Annotated in this window: 12 protein-coding genes; 6 read left to right on the forward strand and 6 right to left on the reverse strand. The window is 61.2% G+C overall.

The window, feature by feature from the left end:
• Positions 1-132: 132 nt before the first annotated feature.
• Positions 133-819, forward strand: a complete 687-nt coding sequence (locus tag AC6I1V_RS09060) for a cytidylyltransferase domain-containing protein (protein WP_302551365.1) — start codon at positions 133-135, stop codon at positions 817-819.
• A 489-nt stretch (positions 820-1,308) separates the two neighbouring features.
• On the opposite strand, the gene AC6I1V_RS09065 is transcribed toward AC6I1V_RS09060, so the two are convergent.
• The 6 genes from AC6I1V_RS09065 to speA all read right to left on the reverse strand — a co-directional run bounded on the left by AC6I1V_RS09065 (position 1,309) and on the right by speA (position 11,849).
• On the reverse strand, positions 1,309-4,353 hold the full coding sequence (locus AC6I1V_RS09065; protein ID WP_486853454.1) for a DEAD/DEAH box helicase: 3,045 nt from the start codon (positions 4,351-4,353) through the stop codon (positions 1,309-1,311).
• A gap of 1,153 nt (positions 4,354-5,506) precedes the next feature.
• A complete protein-coding gene (locus AC6I1V_RS09070; protein WP_486853453.1) occupies positions 5,507-6,166 on the reverse strand; it encodes an acyltransferase in 660 nt (219 codons plus the stop codon).
• Complete coding sequence (locus AC6I1V_RS09075) at positions 6,163-6,915, reverse strand: tRNA lysidine(34) synthetase (protein ID WP_486853452.1); 753 nt, start codon at positions 6,913-6,915, stop codon at positions 6,163-6,165. The genes AC6I1V_RS09070 and AC6I1V_RS09075 overlap by 4 nt, the downstream gene beginning before the upstream one ends.
• Positions 6,915-8,135: a carboxynorspermidine decarboxylase gene (gene nspC, locus AC6I1V_RS09080; RefSeq protein ID WP_486853451.1), complete on the reverse strand. Its 1,221-nt coding sequence runs from the start codon at positions 8,133-8,135 to the stop codon at positions 6,915-6,917. Before nspC ends, AC6I1V_RS09075 begins: the two co-directional genes overlap by 1 nt.
• A 356-nt stretch (positions 8,136-8,491) precedes the next feature.
• Positions 8,492-9,679: a saccharopine dehydrogenase family protein gene (locus AC6I1V_RS09085; protein ID WP_308771122.1), complete on the reverse strand. Its 1,188-nt coding sequence runs from the start codon at positions 9,677-9,679 to the stop codon at positions 8,492-8,494.
• A gap of 247 nt (positions 9,680-9,926) precedes the next feature.
• Positions 9,927-11,849: a biosynthetic arginine decarboxylase gene (gene speA, locus AC6I1V_RS09090; protein WP_302551371.1), complete on the reverse strand. Its 1,923-nt coding sequence runs from the start codon at positions 11,847-11,849 to the stop codon at positions 9,927-9,929.
• A 552-nt stretch (positions 11,850-12,401) separates the two neighbouring features.
• Here speA and AC6I1V_RS09095 point away from each other — a divergent pair.
• Genes AC6I1V_RS09095 through AC6I1V_RS09115 form a run of 5 tightly spaced genes read left to right on the forward strand, consistent with a single transcriptional unit; the run spans position 12,402 to position 15,786 of the window.
• A complete protein-coding gene (locus tag AC6I1V_RS09095; protein ID WP_486853450.1) occupies positions 12,402-13,154 on the forward strand; it encodes an ABC transporter substrate-binding protein in 753 nt (250 codons plus the stop codon).
• A complete protein-coding gene (locus tag AC6I1V_RS09100) occupies positions 13,154-13,513 on the forward strand; it encodes a hypothetical protein (RefSeq protein ID WP_486853449.1) in 360 nt (119 codons plus the stop codon). The genes AC6I1V_RS09095 and AC6I1V_RS09100 overlap by 1 nt, the downstream gene beginning before the upstream one ends.
• A gap of 27 nt (positions 13,514-13,540) precedes the next feature.
• Positions 13,541-14,230, forward strand: coding sequence for an amino acid ABC transporter permease (locus AC6I1V_RS09105; RefSeq protein ID WP_308771120.1), 690 nt, complete (start codon positions 13,541-13,543; stop codon positions 14,228-14,230).
• A gap of 11 nt (positions 14,231-14,241) precedes the next feature.
• A complete protein-coding gene (locus AC6I1V_RS09110; RefSeq protein WP_486850087.1) occupies positions 14,242-15,108 on the forward strand; it encodes an amino acid ABC transporter ATP-binding protein in 867 nt (288 codons plus the stop codon).
• 3 nt (positions 15,109-15,111) lie between these two features.
• Positions 15,112-15,786: an amino acid ABC transporter permease gene (locus AC6I1V_RS09115; protein ID WP_005028212.1), complete on the forward strand. Its 675-nt coding sequence runs from the start codon at positions 15,112-15,114 to the stop codon at positions 15,784-15,786.
• Positions 15,787-15,941: the final 155 nt, after the last annotated feature.

The raw sequence follows: 15,941 nt of genomic DNA on the forward strand, positions 1-15,941 counted from the left end.
CAAACCAAAAGTCTTAGGAGGATGAAGGGAGGGGGCTCCGGGGGAGGGGAGAAGGAACCCTTCTGGAGAAGGGCTTCCTTCTCCCCTCCCCCGATTCCCCTTCCCGCCCACCCCTCCCCAAAGGACACAGCCATGAAAACCGTCATCGTCATTCAGGCACGGCTGGGATCAAGCCGCCTGCCCTGCAAAACCTTGCTGAACCTGCACGGCCTGCCCGTCATCGACTGGGTGGTGGGGCGCTGCGCACGCTCGGAACTGGCCGACGATCTGGTCGTCGCCCTGCCCGACACCCGGCGCGACGAAGTGCTTGCCCGCCACTTGCGGGCGCAGGGCGTCAACATCTTCCGGGGATCGGAACAAGACGTGCTCTCGCGCATGCACGGGGCCGCCGCCGCGCACGGTGCGGATCTCGTAGTCCGCGTGTGCGCCGACAACCCGCTGATCTGGGGCGGGGAAATCGACAACCTGATCCGCTTCTACCAGCGCGAACACGCCGCCGGGAACTGCGATTACGCCTACAACCACATCCCGCGCAACAACCTTTACCCGGACGGCCTCGGCGCGGAAATCGTCTCCTTCGAGCTGTTCACCAAAGCCATGAACGAGGCCACCCTGCCCGCCCACCGTGAGCACTGCCTCTCGTATATCGTGGACAACCCGGAGCTGTTCGCCATCCGCACCTTCGACCCGCTCGATCCGGCCCTGCACCATCCTGAAATGAAGCTCGACATGGACACCGCCGACGACTTCATCAACCTCGCCCTGCGCGACATCCGCCCGGACATCACGCCCCGCGAAATCGTGGAGCTGTTCCGATGAAAAGCGCCCTGTTCATCATCCTGCTGGCAGGCTGGGTCGTCTGGGGCTTTCGATGGATGATCGGCAAAAACCGGCGCTCCGTGCCGAGCTGATGCCCCGACGCCCACGCCCTCGGTCAGGGGGCGCACGACGAAAACAAAAAGGAGACGCCGCCCGATCAGCCCTCAAGCTGACATGGCGTATCCCTGCGCCGCTTCACTCCGCTTTCCCCCTTCCGCCGCCGCTCCGGCAAACAACAGCGGGTTGGGGGAACCCCCTTTGAAGGAACATACGGGAGGCGGGAACGCCCTTTTCAGAAGGTTCTGTTATAGCAGTGGATTCATCTCCACGGTACGGTGAAAAGACAGCCTTTTTCTCCGGTTTTCCCCTTGGCGGGATCCACGCCAAGGCATTTTTCCGGTTATCCCTTTGGAGTTTCAAGGAAAAAAGCATCTGCCATTTTCTATGGCATAGCCTTTCCAGAAAGCGTTCCCGTCCCCCTCACTTTGCCTACCACTCCACCACAACCCTTACCTGCTGCCCGGCCTTGTTGGTGAACAGCAGATAGCCTTCCCTGTGCCCGAACAGATACACGTCGCGGGTGATCTCCACGTCCTTGCGGCAATATTCGGCGATGGAGGCGAGGTTGCCTTCCTTCCACCATTGCAGCGCCTGCATCCCGTCCGCGCTCTTGGGGGCGTTCAGGGTGGCACGGGCCAGATTATCCAGCGAAACACGGTAGGAAAGCCGCTTTTTGACCTCCACAAGCATGTCCAGCGTGGGCAGGGAACGCAGATCGTACCCGGCGAACGGCTGCAACACCGCGTAGTCGAAGCGCGACGAGTTGAACCCGATGACCAACCCAGCCTCCCTCAGGCGCTCGAACATGGTCGGGAGATCTTCCTGCTCGTATTCGGTGAAGCAATCACCCTTGGAGTCGTACAGAACCGCCACGCTGACGCCCATACGATCCGCCCGGTGCCAGCCGCCCACCTCGGCCGCCGAACGCCGGGTTTCCACGTCGAGCACCATAAACCGCTCAGGAAGCGGCGCAACGATACGCTTGCCCGCCGCCGGGCCTCCCAATTCAATATCCGCCGCCATAACGGTCTTCTCCTTCGGCTGTTCCGATTCCAGCCCGCTCACAACCATATCCCCGCCCGGAGCGGGGGCCTCCATGATCCGCTCCAACAAAAACAACGCCCCCGCCTTGTCGATGGGCCGGTTTCCCGATCCGCACTTCGGCGAGTGTACGCAAGACGGACAGCCGAGCTCGCAGGGGCAGCGCAGCAACAAATCCCGCACCGCCGCGAACAATTCCGCAAGGCGCGGGAAAGCCGAACGGCACAGCCCCGCGCCGCCGGGCAGCCCATCATACACGAAAACGGCGGGCATGCCGAGCTGGGCGTGCATGGGTGTGGAAATGCCGCCGAAATCATTGCGATCCGCCATGACCATCAGCGGCATGAGCCCGATACCCGCATGTTCCAGCGCATGGATGGAACCCATGAAATGCATGAGGCCGTCCTCAGTGGCCCGGCGCGGGCCGTCCGGCACGCAAAACCACAAGCCCTCCGTCTCGAAAACCAACGGGGGCAGATCCAGCGGCACGACGCAGATCAGCCGATTGTCGGCAACGGAGCGCTGTTCGTAGCCGGTGATGGTTTCCGTAACCCGGAGCCGCCCGAACGCAACGGGCGCACCAAACGCCGAGCCCGAAGCCTTCACTTCAATGATGGCGGTTTCCTTGTGGCTTCTGACCCTGGTATGCCAGTTTACCCGCTGCTGCGGCACTTCGCAGCGGACAATCCGCTCCGCCATGTCGAGGCTTTTGACCACATACGTCTTGCCCCGGTGCAGATAGACCGCGCCGGGGTGCGTCTCCTTGTACGCCTGATGCCCGTCCACGCTGCCGATGGGCTTGCCCTCGGCGTCCACAATGGTGCATGACGCGCCGCAGCCGCGCAGATCCACATGCCGCTGCGGGCGCTTGCGGGCCGCCACCCATTCCCTGCCGTCCGCCGACTTGAGAAGCAGGCCTTCTTTTTCCAGTTCTCCCAGCGCCGCCCGTGCGCCCTCGCCCCTCAGCCACGGATCGCCGCAAGCCAAAGGCAGTTCCGCCGCCGCGCATTCAAGGTGCCGTTTGACGATGACTTCGTTGTCGGGATTGATGACCGCCCGTTCCGGCTCGCGCCCGAAAAACGCCTCAGGCTGGTGGATGAAATACTGATCCAGCGCGTCCTCGCCCGCGACGAGCAGCACCGCGGATTCCTGCCCGGCCCGCCCCACGCGGCCGCCCCGCTGCATGGTCGAAATGACCGTGCCCGGATACCCCACAAGAATGCACACGTCGAGGCTGCCGATATCGATCCCCAGTTCCAGCGCGCTGGTCGTAACCACAGCAAGCAATTGCCCGTCGCTCATGCGGGCTTCGATCTCGCGCCGTTCCTCAGGCAAAAAACCCGCCCGGTACGCGCTGATGCGGCCCGCGTAGCTTCCGGCCTTGTCAGCGGCCCACAGCGCGATGAGTTCCGTCATGCGCCTTGAACGGCAGTACACGATAGTCCGCAGCCCCCGCGCCAGCGCCGCCTTCAGCAGCGCGATGGCGGTTGTGGAAGGGCTGTCTTCCGGGTCGATGAACACCATATGCCGCCTGCCCGTCGGCGCGCCCGATTCGCGGATGACGGGGATGTCCGCCGATTCATGGAAGGCGCCGGGCGTTTCCGTCCCCTGCGCGGCAGGCTCAGGGGAGGGCAAAGGGGCAACCGGAGGGGAAGCGGGGCAGGCATCCTTTTGGGAAGGCCCCTTCTCCCGCACCAACACCCTGCCCAGCAGATTGCCCGCCAGTTCCTCCGGGTTGCCGACCGTCGCCGTGCAGAAAACAAAATTGGGGCGGGCGGCGTAGCGGGCGCAGATCCGGTTCAGGCGGCGGAAAAGCTGGCTGATGTGCGATCCGAGCACGCCGCGATAGGTATGCGCCTCATCCACGACCACCAGCGAAAGCGACGCGAGGAACGTCGTCCATTGCTCATGGAAGGGCAAAATCGCCAGATGCAGCATTTCAGGGTTGGTGATCAGAACATTGGGCGGGTTCCTGCGGATCTTGCGCCGGAAATGATCGGTCGTATCGCCGTCATAGATGGCGATGGACGGCCTCGCCGCTTCGGGCCAGTGCCCGGTCAGCTCCCCAAACGCGGCAAGCTGATCCTGCGCCAGCGCCTTCAGCGGGAACAGCATCAGCGCGCGGCTGTCCGGGTTCTGCAAGCATTTTTCCAGTATCGGAAGGCTGTAGCACAACGTCTTGCCGCTGGCGGTAGGCGTGGCGACGACCACGTCGCGCCCGGCGCGGACAATATCCGCCGTCAGCGCCTGATGGCTGTAGAGCGACGCGATCCCCCGCTCGCGCAGCACCTCCGCAATGGCGCGGGGCCACGGGCGGCGCGCCTCGCCATAGCGGGCCTCACGCGCGGGCAGCACCCTATGGTGCGTCACCTGCCTCGCGAACCGTTCGGACGCCAGCAGCGACCGGATGTAATCAGCCACGTTGTTTTGCATAGCAACTTTATTTTGAAAGTGGAGAGAGGCAGTTGGGGAAGGGAGGGAAAACTTTTCTGAAGAAAAGCTTTTCCCTCCCTTCCCCAAACCCCATCCCTCCCTTTCCAAAGACTTTTACACTTATCGAATCCCTGTTCGGAAGTTGTACCGAATAATTTTGAACTATGAATCAAACTCTGTTACGGATGGTTGTTTTATTTGGCTCCGTCATAACACATGGTTGTTTTTCTTTAATAACATGCTGAAATATATGTTTTTCCAACTTTTTTGCCGGTAGACTCTGTGATTGGGGGATTTTATTGGTTATTTATTTGGAATTTCAAGGAAATAAAGCATCAACCGTTTTCTATGACACAGCCTTTTATCTCTATAATATATTGAAAATACATATTTTTATCTAGTTTTTCTGCTGGCGGACTCTATGGCTGCGGCATTTTATTGGTTATTTCCTTGGAGTTCCCAAAAAATAAGGTATCAACCATTTCCGAGGCATTCACGCTTTAAATGAAATTTATACTTAACTATATCAAATTTAAAATATTTTTAAATACATCGAAAAAGTGAATGTCTCCCATTTCCTATGACAGAGGAATGAATCAGGCCCTGTCATGGCATGTGTCCGTTTTACCTCCATCGTATGGTAACAACACGGATTTTTCTCCAACTTTTCCGCCGATGGGCTCTACGGTTGGGGCATTTTATTGGCTATTCCTTTGGAATTTCAAAAGTTCTGTTATGGTATACGGTTGTTTCATCTCCACAGTGAGGTGAACAATACGGCCTTTTTTCCAGTTTTCCCCCTAGCGGGATCCACGGCTAAGGCATTTTGCCGGTTATCCCTTTGGAATTTCAAGGAAAAAAGCATCAACCATTTTCTACAACACAGCCATTTCAAAAAACATCAACCAGTTCCTACGACACGGCCATAAAAGAAAGAGGGCTGCTTTCAAACATGGATATGCTCAAAAAACATTCTGCCAAAAAAGGATTTGCCTTTCTACAGCAGCCGCCGGGGGACGAATGCCAAGGGCCAGCCGCACAAGCCGCCCGTCACGCCATTGACCCTTGCGAAAGTCTTTGGAAGGGGTGGGGGAGGTTTGGAGGGGGCGGGGGAAGCTTTTCTTCAGAAAAGTTCCCCCGCCCCCTCCAAGTCTTACTCCCCAACCTTCACAATCCTGGCAGGCACCCCGGCGACGACGGCCTTTGCAGGCACATCGCGGACGACGACGGACCCGGCGGCGATGATGGCCCCGTCCCCGATGGCCACGCCCTTGAGGATAAGGGAATTCATGCCGATCCAGACGTTCGCGCCGATGGATACGCCGCGATCCAGCTCAAAGGCCGGTTCGATGTGCCGCGTCTCGGCAGGCCAGTGCGCGTGGAAATCGGAATCCGTGATCACGCAGTTCGGGCCCACCATCGTATCCTTGCCGATGGAAATGGTGCATGAGCGCGCCGTGATCGCCGTGCCGCTGAGCTGGACGCCTTCCTCCAGCTCGATGCGGGCTGTAGGGGCATAGGTGCGGAGACGGACGGGCGCGTACAGCGTGGAGGCCGTGGCGCGCCGCGAGGAGGAAATCAGGCTGCACCCCGCGCCGAGGCGGATATGGCTGCCGGGCCAACGCCCAAGGATCACCGATCCGCACGCCGTAACGCCGGGCCCTACCTCAATGCCGAACAGCCGCGCCTTGAGCCGCAGGGCCAGCGTGCCCCAATCCTTCGACCAGCGGCGCTGCAACGTGATCGCGGCATAGGAAAGGATGTCCTGAGCCGAAAGTTTGCGCTCGATAGCCTTGCGGAGTTTGCCGATCATGCCTTGTTCCCGCCTTCGGACTGCGCCAACTGCCAGCGGCACAACCCGTTGAAAAGGTTTGTCTTGAGCATCTTGTCACCGCCGTGCAGCGCGTCGATCTTGGCTTGGAAATTCGCCCGGTTGGTCTTCCCGGCGGAAGGACAGGGGTTCGACCAGACGGGCAGCTCCCAGCGCCGCGCCGCCTTGATGATGTCCGGCTTTTCCACAAGGAGCAGGGGCCGGATAACCTTCAGCGCCCCCTTGAAAAAGTCGTCGCACATGCCCATACCCTCAACGCGCCCGTTCTGGACAAGATTCATGAAGAACGTCGTAACCAGATCGTCGGCGTTGTGCCCGAAGGCGAGATGGGTCAGCCCATACTGCTGGCATACCTCGAACAGCCGTGTGCGGCGCAGCATGGCGCAATAAAAACAGGCGGAATTGCGGCGGTTTTCCGGCGAGTGCCCGCGCGGGCCGTGATCCGTGACTTCGATGTGGCCCGCAACGCCGTGTTTCGCCAGATACTCGACGAGCGGCGCGTGGTTTTCCGCATCAAAGCCGGGATTCAGATGGATCGCCATGATGTCGAACCGGAACGGCACGATGCGCTGGCGCCGCCGGAGCACTTCCAGCAGCACCCAACTGTCCACGCCGCCCGAAACGGCGACCCCGACCTTTGCGCCGGGGCCGACCATCCCGGTGCGCTGCATGGCCTTTCCCGCGCTTTTGACGCAAACCTGCTGCGCATAGGAGAGCTTTTCTTTCGACATCAGGACAACCGCATCTTGAAATCTTCGTAGCCGAATTCCCGGACAAGGCGCGTCCCGTCGGTTTCCGGGTTCCAGCGCACGATGGAGGGCAGGCGCAGGCCGTTGAAGGTCGTGGTCTTCACCATGCTGTAAATCGCCATGTCCGTAAAGACCAGCCTGTCCCCGGCCTTGAGCGGCTCGTCGAAACTGTATTCGCCGATCACGTCCCCCGCGAGGCAGGACTTGCCCGCAAGACGGCAATTCCAACGCTTCCCGCCGGGCTCGCCGGAGCCGATGACCATCGGGCGGTACGGCATTTCCAGAACGTCCGGCATGTGCGTCGCCGCCGAAGTGTCCAGAATCGCCACGGGCATATCCGCCCGCACCACGTCGAGCACGGTGGACACCAGCACGCCCGCGTTCAGGGCCACGGCTTCGCCGGGCTCAAGATAGACCTGCACCCCGTAGCGGTCGCGCACCCGCTCGATGCACTTGCAGAGCAGGTCGATGTCGTAGCCCTCTTTGGTGATGTGGTGGCCTCCGCCGAAGTTCATCCACTTAAGGCCCTTCAAATACCGGCCGAACTTCATTTCAAACGCCTTGAGCGTCCGATCCAGCGCGTCCGCGCCCTGTTCGCACAAGGTATGGAAATGCAGCCCCGAAAGCCCCTTGAGGCCGGGAGGCGGCGTCTGGGCGGGGCAGCCGCCAGCGGACGCGAAACGCTCGAACTCCCGCAGCCGCACGCCGAGCCGGGAGCCCAGAGCACAGGGATCGTACATGGGCACCGCGCCCTCGGAGTGCTCCGGGTTGACCCGGATGCCGCATTCGATGGGCGTCGCACGCCCGGCGTTCTTGGCTTCGACCATGCCCTTGAAGCGTTCCCACTGCGCGAATGAATTGAACAAGATATGGTCAACTGTTTCGAGCAGTTCCGTCATGTCAGCTTCCGAGTAGCCCGCCGCGAACGCATGGACTTCGCCGCCGAAGCATTCCCTGGCAAGCCGGGCTTCGTCGGGGGAGCTGGCGCAGCAGCCGTACAGCGCGCCTTCCCCGCTGCGGGAGATGATCGGGAAAACGTCCCACATGGCGAAGCATTTCAGGGCCATCAGGATCTTCGCGCCCGTGCGCCGCTGCACTTCGTCCAGAACCGCCACGTTCGAGCGCAGCTTCGCCTCGTCCACAACAAAGCTCGGCGACGGGAACCGCTCCGGCTTCAACTGTTCAAGATAGGTTTTAGTCATAGGAAGTAGGGGAAAAAGGTATCAGGGGAGGGGAGGAGGAAACTTTCTGGAGAAAGTTTCCTCCTCCCCTCCCCCGAACCCCCTCCTCTCCTCCTTCAAAGACTTTCGACCTTATCGAATCCCTGCCCTGAAGCTTTCCCGGCGGACCTTGAGGGAGAAAAGAAAGAGGGTTCTTTTGGTGAAATACCGGGGGACGCATCAATAAGGGCCAGATGACAAGCCGCCCGGCCCGGCATCGACCTTTACAAAAGTCTTTGGAAGGGGTGGGGGAGGTTTGGAGGGGGCGGGGGAAGCTTTTCTTCAGAAAAGTTCCCCCGCCCCCTCCAATCTTTCTCAATCAGCCTTCCAATTCCAAACTACTCCTGCACGACCCAGGGGAGACCGCGGAGGTTGAGCTGCTCCATGAACGGATCAGGATCGAGCTGTTCCATGTTCCAGACGCCGGGCTGCATCCACTTGCCGGTCACCATCATCATGGCGCCGATCATGGCGGGCACGCCGGTGGTGTAGGAAATGGCCTGGCTGCCGACTTCGGCGTAGCAGGCTTCGTGATCGCAGATGTTGTAGATGTAGGCGGACTTTTCCTTGCCGTCCTTCACACCCTTCATCACGCAGCCGATGCAGGTCTTGCCCTTGGTCAGCGGGCCGAGGGAGGCCGGATCGGGCAGGAGCTTGCCGAGGAACTGGATGGGCACGATCTGCTGGCCCTGGAACTCCACAGGCTCGATGCCGGTCATGCCGACGTTGCCGAGCACTTTGAGGTGGTTCAGATAGTTCTCGGAGAAAGTCATCCAGAAACGGGCGCGGCGGATGCCCTTGAGGTTCTGGACAAGGGACTCAAGCTCCTCGTGATACATGAGGAAACACTTCTTGGGCCCGATGCCGCCCGGAAAATCGTAGGTCATGGACCACGAAAGCGGATCGGTTTCCACCCACTCGCCGCGTTCCCAGTAGCGGCCCTTGGCGGTCACTTCGCGGATGTTGATTTCCGGGTTGAAGTTCGTGGCGAAAGGCTGCCCGTGGTCGCCCGCGTTGCAGTCGATGATGTCGAGGACGTGGATCTCGTCGAACAGGTGCTTCTGGGCATAGGCCGCGAACACGTTGGTCACGCCGGGGTCAAAGCCGCTGCCGAGCAGGGCCATCAGGCCGGCGTCCTTGAACTTCTGCTGATAGGCCCACTGCCATTTGTATTCAAATTTCGCCACATCCAGCGGCTCGTAGTTGGCGGTGTCCATGTAGTGGACGCCCGCTTCAAGGCAGGCATCCATGATGGTGAGATCCTGATACGGCAGGGCCACGTTGATCACCATGACGGGCTTGTAACGCTTGATCAGCGCCACCAGTTCGGGCACGTCGTCGGCGTTCACGCGCGCCGTCTCGATGATGCGGCCCGTGCGCTCCTTGATGCTCGCGGCAATGGCGTCGCACTTGGAAACCGTACGGCTCGCCAGCATGATCTCGGTGAAAACTTCGGGATTCTGCGCGCACTTGTGCGCCACAACGCTGCCGACGCCGCCCGCGCCGATGATAAGAACTCGTGCCATTCTTTTCTCCTTTTTCCGGGGGCTCTGCCCCGGCCCCTGCAAGGGACTCAATCCCTTGGCCCGGCTTGATGGTCAATCACCATCTCCCGTTTTCGGGAAACAGCATCAATCATATGCTCCGAACACCCCGGCACGGCATACGGCGGCATTGCCGCCGCCCATCCATGACCGAGGGGGTCCGGGGGGAATCATTCCCCCCGGACAGGGGGTCAAGGGGGGCGGTAGCCCCCTTGCCGCCGGAGGCATTCTACCGCTCGAAGTAGGTATAGCCGCGCAAACCGTCTTCAAAGGTTTGCAGGATCTTGTAACGCTCCGAGGGAGTGATGCGCTTTTCGCGCACGGCCCGCTCGGCGGCTTCACGGAGATCCTCAAGGATGCGCCGGGGATCGTATTCCACATAGTCGAGGATGTCGGCTACGGAATCGCCCCGGATCTCGCGGACGAACTGGTAAGAGCCGTCCTCACTGATGCGGATGGACACGACGTTGGTGTCACCGAGCAGGTTGTGCAGGTCGCCGAGGGTTTCCTGATACGCCCCCACAAGGAACACGCCGAGATAATATTCATCGCCGTCCACAAGGGGATGCAGATCGAGGGAGGCGCGCATCCCCTGCGGGTCGATGAACTTGTCGATGCGCCCGTCGCTGTCGCAGGTGATGTCCGAGATGACCGCCTTGCGGGACGGGAATTCCGTCAGGCGGTGCACCGGCATGACCGGGAAGAGCTGATCGATGGCCCATGCGTCGGGAAGCGACTGGAACACGCTGAAATTGCCGTAATAGATGTCGGCAAGCGTGCTGTCGATGTCCGCGAGTTCCTTGGGCGTATGCTTGAGCTTTTCCTTTTCCTCGGAGATGCGGTTGATGATCGCCCAGAAGAACTTGTCCGCAAGCGTCCGCTGACGGAGCGTCACGCGCCCGGTGATGAACAGCTGGCGCATTTCGTCCCGGTAGTAGACGGCGTCGTTGTAGCACTCTTGAAGGTTGCGCACGGAAAGGCCCTGCAGGACTTCACGGAGGTTGACCACCGGTTCCGGCACGTCTTCGGGCAGGACATCGGGGATGCTCTCGCCCGTTTCGGCGATGCTCACGTCGAGGATGTTGAACAGAAGGATGGAATAGTAGGCCACGGTTGCGCGGCCCGATTCCGTAACGATGTGCGGGTGTTCGATGCCCTGCTGGTCGAGGATGGTCATGACCGCTTCCACAACGTCGGTACAGTATTCATCCATCGAATAGTTGCGGCTGCTCACATAGTTGGTGTGCGAGCCGTCGTAGTCCACGGCGAGGCCGCCGCCGAGGTCGAGATACCCCATTTTCGCGCCTTCCTGCACGAGGCCCGCATAGACGCGGGTGCTCTCCATGACGGCGGTGCGGATGTCGCGGATGTTGGGGACCTGCGAACCGAGGTGGTAGTGCAGGAGCTGGAGGCAGTCGAGCATGTCGTGCTGCTTCAGAGTGTCCACGATGTCCACCACCTGCGCCGTGGTCAGGCCGAAGGCGGAGCGTTCGCCGCAGGAACCGGCCCAGTGGCCGCTGCCCTTGGTGATGAGCTTGACGCGCACGCCGAGGAGCGGGCGCACGCCGAGCGCGGCGGAGCGTTCGAGGATAAGCTCCAGCTCGCCGGGCATTTCCATGACGAAAATGCACTTGAACCCCATGCGCACGGCGGAGAGGCCGAGGTCAATGAACTCCTCGTCCTTGTAGCCGTTGCAGATGAGGCAGGCTTCCGGGTCTTTGAGCTGGGAAATGGCGGAAATGAGTTCGGCCTTGGAGCCGACTTCGAGGCCGTGGTGAAAGCGCGAGCCGAACTGGGCGATCTTCTCGACCGTGTGCTGCTGCTGGTTCACCTTAATGGGGAAGACGCCGCGGTATTCGCCCTTGTAGCCGAGCGAGCCGATGGCCTTGCGGAACGACTCGTGCAGCAGGGTGATCTGCGAATCAAGAATGTTTTCAATGCGCAACAGAACCGGCATGTCGTAGCCGCGCTCGCGCATGCCCCGAATGACCTCAGGGACGCTGACGGCCACGCCCTTGCTGTCGCCGGAAGGATAAATCACGACATCGCCCTCGGGCGAAACGCCGAAGTAGCCGGCCCCCCAGTTGCGGATGCCGTACAGTTCGGTGGAATCTTCCACACTCCATTGCTGGAGAGTGCGCTTTATCGCCACGTAACGGAACCTCTCAAGGTAATCGGTTGAACAGGCGCGGGATCCCTGCCCCGTGACACAGCCATCGCAGCGCAATCCGAACCTACGCCCCCCATGTGGCCGCGGGGTGACATTTCCGCGCCGTTTGGCGGACAATGCGCTTCGGAAGGAAAACGCCCCGTTCCTCGGGAGAAAATCCGGGGGAACCGGGGCGTTTTGCGCGTACGAAAAACAGTCCAAATACGGGTTGGAATATACCTTCAAAAAGACAATATTGTCAACAAGCCAGAGCGCCGCCCCCCCATGCGGGGAGGCGCGCTTATGACTTGCCTTTCCAAATCGTTGGGCACAAAGCCGTCCCCCATGCGGGGGGAGCGTTCCCGCATGGGGTTCCGCCCCACGCCGGGGCGGGGCGTCCGGGCGCGGCATGATTGCGCGGCAAAAATATCTGTGCTAGGGGAAAGGTTTGGAATCAGCCGGACTTCCGCTTCGGCCGCTTCCGGAAGCGTCTTGTGTTTTCCTGTCCGGTTTTAGGTGCAGGTTTGACCACGCCCAACCTTCAGTGAGGAAAAAATGAAACGGATTGCTCTTCGTTGGCTCGGAGCCCTGCTGCTCTCCATCCCCCTTGCCGCCCCCGCCATGGCCGCCGGCAAGCACCTCATCAACGGCATCGACGCCAACTATCCTCCGTTCGCCTACGTGGACGAAACCGGCAAGCCCGCCGGGTTCGACGTCGATTCCATGAACTGGATCGCCAAGAAGATGGGCTTTACCGTGGAACACAAGCCGATGGACTGGGACGGCATCATCCCCGCCCTGCTCGCCAAAAAGATCGACATGGTCTGTTCCGGCATGAGCATCAGCCCCGAACGCAAGGCTCAGGCCGACTTCTCCGAGCCTTACTGGACCATCCGCAAGATTTTCATCGCCAAGAAGGGCTCCAAGATTACCGAAGACCAGATCTACAACGGCAAGATCAAGCTCGGCGTCCAGCGCGGCACCAACGAACACGACATGCTCCAGAAGGCGCAGGCCGAAAAGAAGTACAACTACCAGCTGCGCTTCTATGACTCCGGCCCCATGGCCATCGAAGACCTGCTGAACGGCCGCATCGACGCCATCGGCCTCGACGCCGCCCCCGCCGAAGACGCCATGCGCAAGGGCAAGCCCGTGCAGGAAGTGGCCGTGTTCGGTTCCGACGAGTTCGGCGTAGCCATCCGTAAGGGCGATGCCGAAACCATGAAGCTCGTCAACGAAGGCTACAAGCTCCTCAAGGCCGATCCCTACTGGAAGGAACTCCAGGCCAAGTACCTCGGCAACAAGTAATGACGCTCACGCCGGGGGCCATGCGGCCCCCGGCGTTTTCGACGCGCTTACGCAAGACCGGCGACGCGGCCTCCCTCCGCCGTCGCCGCCTTGTTGTCAGGGCTTCCCTCTTCGGGAAGACTGGCGTATGCTGGAACGCTTTTCGCGGAGCGGGCGCGGCCTTCGGCATCCGCCCAGGCCCTCCGGTTCCGGGCGCGCAGGCGCTCCGCCGCCCGCCCAGGGAGCCTTTCCTTGAAAAAAGGCTCCGCGCACCAAAGCCGTTCAGCCGGAAAACGCCGTTTTCGGCGGAATCCAGGCCGCATTGCGGCGCGCCGGGCACAGGCTCGGCGTTCGGGCATTCCCATTTGGGAACGCTTTGACCCTCAACCCCCATTCCGTGAGTCGAGATGCTGGAAATAGTGGACAAAATCCCGGTTATTCTCAACGCATTGCCCTACATCCTTCAGGGCGGCGTCGTAACCCTCATCACCGTCATCGGATCTCTGGCGCTTGGGTTCTGCATCGGCCTTCCCCTCGCCGTGCTGCAAGTGTACGGCCCTTCGTTCATCCGCCGCATCATCGGGGTCTACGTGTGGTTCTTCCGGGGGATGCCCATCCTGCTCCTGCTGTTCCTGTTCTATTTCGGGCTGTTCGAGGTCATCGGCCTGAACCTGTCCACCATCACGGCATCCTGCCTCGTCCTCGGCATGGCGAGCGCGGCCTACCAGTCCCAGATTTTCCGCGGCTCCATCGAGACGCTCCCGGTGGGCCAGTTCCGCGCGGCCCGCGCCCTCGGCATGAACGACGGGCAGGCCATCCGGCATATCGTCCTTCCGCAGGCCCTGCGCCTGTCCATCCCCGGCTGGTCCAACGAATTTTCCATCCTGCTCAAGGACTCGGCCCTGTGCTTCGTCCTAGGAACCCCGGAAATCATGGCCCGCACCCACTTCGTGGCCTCGCGGACTTATGAGCACCTGCCGCTCTACATCACGGCAGGCCTGTTGTACTTCGGCATCACCCTTGTGGGCGTGCACCTCCTCCGCGTGCTGGAACGCAAGGTCCATATTCCCGGTTACGCCGTCAGCGGCTCCATGTGAGGCACGTCACCATGAACACTACCCCTATCCTGCGCGCCACCAACATCGTCAAGAAGCTCGGCGGCAAAACGATCCTCAACGGCGTGTCCCTTGACGTGCACAAAGGCGACGTGAAAGTGGTCATCGGCCCTTCCGGCGCCGGCAAAAGCACGTTCCTCCAGTGCCTCAACTACCTCCTGCCCCCGGATTCCGGCGACATCTGGCTTGAGGGGAAGAGGGTCAACGCCCGCGACACAAGGGAACTGTGCGCCCTGAGGCAGCAGGTCGGCATGATCTTTCAGGATTTCAACCTGTTTGATCACCTTACCGCCGAAGAGAACGTCTCCATCGCCCTGCGCAAGGTCATGGGCTTCAGCAAGGCGGAAGCCCGCAGCCGCGCCCTGACCGAACTCAGCCGCGTGGGGCTCGCCAAGCGCGCCGCGCTCTACCCCGCCCAGCTCTCCGGCGGGCAGAAGCAGCGCGTCGCCATCGCCCGCGCCCTCGCCATGGACCCCAAGGTCATGCTCCTCGACGAGCCGACCTCAGCCCTCGACCCTGAACTTGTCGGTGAAGTGCTCTCGGTCATCCGCGATCTTGCGGACGGCGGCATGACCATGATCATGGCCACGCACCAGATGGATTTCGCCCGCGCCCTCGCCACGGACATCCTGTTCATGGAACAGGGCAAGATCATCGAGCAGGGCGCGCCCGACGTGCTGCTGGCCCCCGGATCCGGCACGCGCACCAGCGATTTCTGCGGCAAGCTGTTCGACCTGCGCGGCGCCGAAAAAACCGGCGGGCCCACGGTCAGCGAACTCCTCACCGGCGACCTGTCCCACGACATCACCGACGACGGCAGCGAATCGTCCATGATCCCCGACGCACCGAAAAAGGACTAGACGATGCAGTGGCTTGATCCCGACTTCATCTTCCAGACAGTCCTCCCCGCGCTCAACCGGGGGCTCGTCATGTCCATCGCCCTGATCGTGCCCTCCGCGACCATCGGGTTCGTGCTCGGCGTCCTCACCGGCGTGGCCCGCGTCTTCGGCCCCAAGTGGCTCCGCAGCCTTGGGAACGGCTTCACCACCATCTTCCGCGGCGTACCGCTCGTGGTGCAGCTCATGATCCTCTATTTCGGCCTGCCCAACCTCGGCATTTACCTCGAACCCTACCCGGCCTCCGTGCTCGGCTTCATCCTCTGCACGGGCGCGTACCAGTCGGAATACGTCCGCGGCGCGCTACTCTCCATCCGGCAGGGGCAGATCAAGGCGGCCTATGCCCTTGGGTTCACCAAATTGCAGACCATCCTCTGGGTGGTCATCCCGCAGGCGGCCCGGCGCGCCCTGCCCGGCTGCGGCAACGAAATCATTTATCTGATCAAATATTCCTCCCTCGCCTACATCATCACCTGCATCGAGCTTACCGGCGAGGCCAAGGTACTTGTTTCGCGTTCGTTCCGGCCCACGGAAGTCTACATTGTGGCGGGCATCTATTATCTTGTCCTCGTCTCCTTCGCCACGTGGTTCCTCCAGAAGCTCGAACGCAAGTTCGCCATTCCCGGCTTCGGGAAGAAGTAAGCGCAGGGCGCCGCCCTGCACCCGCTGAGGCTCCGCCTCAGACTCCGCCGGGGGGAGAGCCTCCCCCCGGACCCCGGCGTAAACGGAAGCGCCCTGATTACGGCGGTTGACTCCCAGTCGGATCGGCCCGGCCCCCGGCGTAAGCGGAAACGCCG

Source organism: Bilophila sp. T19-St14 (genome assembly GCF_059728385.1).

Excerpts from the sequence above, each read along its gene's own strand:
- AC6I1V_RS09060 (WP_302551365.1), top strand. The coding sequence starts at position 133 with ATGAAAACCGTCATCGTCATTCAGGCACGGCTGGGATCAAGCCGCCTG.
- AC6I1V_RS09065 (WP_486853454.1), bottom strand. The coding sequence starts at position 4,353 with ATGCAAAACAACGTGGCTGATTACATCCGGTCGCTGCTGGCGTCCGAA.
- AC6I1V_RS09070 (WP_486853453.1), bottom strand. The coding sequence starts at position 6,166 with ATGATCGGCAAACTCCGCAAGGCTATCGAGCGCAAACTTTCGGCTCAG.
- AC6I1V_RS09075 (WP_486853452.1), bottom strand. The coding sequence starts at position 6,915 with ATGTCGAAAGAAAAGCTCTCCTATGCGCAGCAGGTTTGCGTCAAAAGC.
- nspC (WP_486853451.1), bottom strand. The coding sequence starts at position 8,135 with ATGACTAAAACCTATCTTGAACAGTTGAAGCCGGAGCGGTTCCCGTCG.
- AC6I1V_RS09085 (WP_308771122.1), bottom strand. The coding sequence starts at position 9,679 with ATGGCACGAGTTCTTATCATCGGCGCGGGCGGCGTCGGCAGCGTTGTG.
- AC6I1V_RS09095 (WP_486853450.1), top strand. The coding sequence starts at position 12,402 with ATGAAACGGATTGCTCTTCGTTGGCTCGGAGCCCTGCTGCTCTCCATC.
- AC6I1V_RS09100 (WP_486853449.1), top strand. The coding sequence starts at position 13,154 with ATGACGCTCACGCCGGGGGCCATGCGGCCCCCGGCGTTTTCGACGCGC.
- AC6I1V_RS09105 (WP_308771120.1), top strand. The coding sequence starts at position 13,541 with ATGCTGGAAATAGTGGACAAAATCCCGGTTATTCTCAACGCATTGCCC.
- AC6I1V_RS09110 (WP_486850087.1), top strand. The coding sequence starts at position 14,242 with ATGAACACTACCCCTATCCTGCGCGCCACCAACATCGTCAAGAAGCTC.
- AC6I1V_RS09115 (WP_005028212.1), top strand. The coding sequence starts at position 15,112 with ATGCAGTGGCTTGATCCCGACTTCATCTTCCAGACAGTCCTCCCCGCG.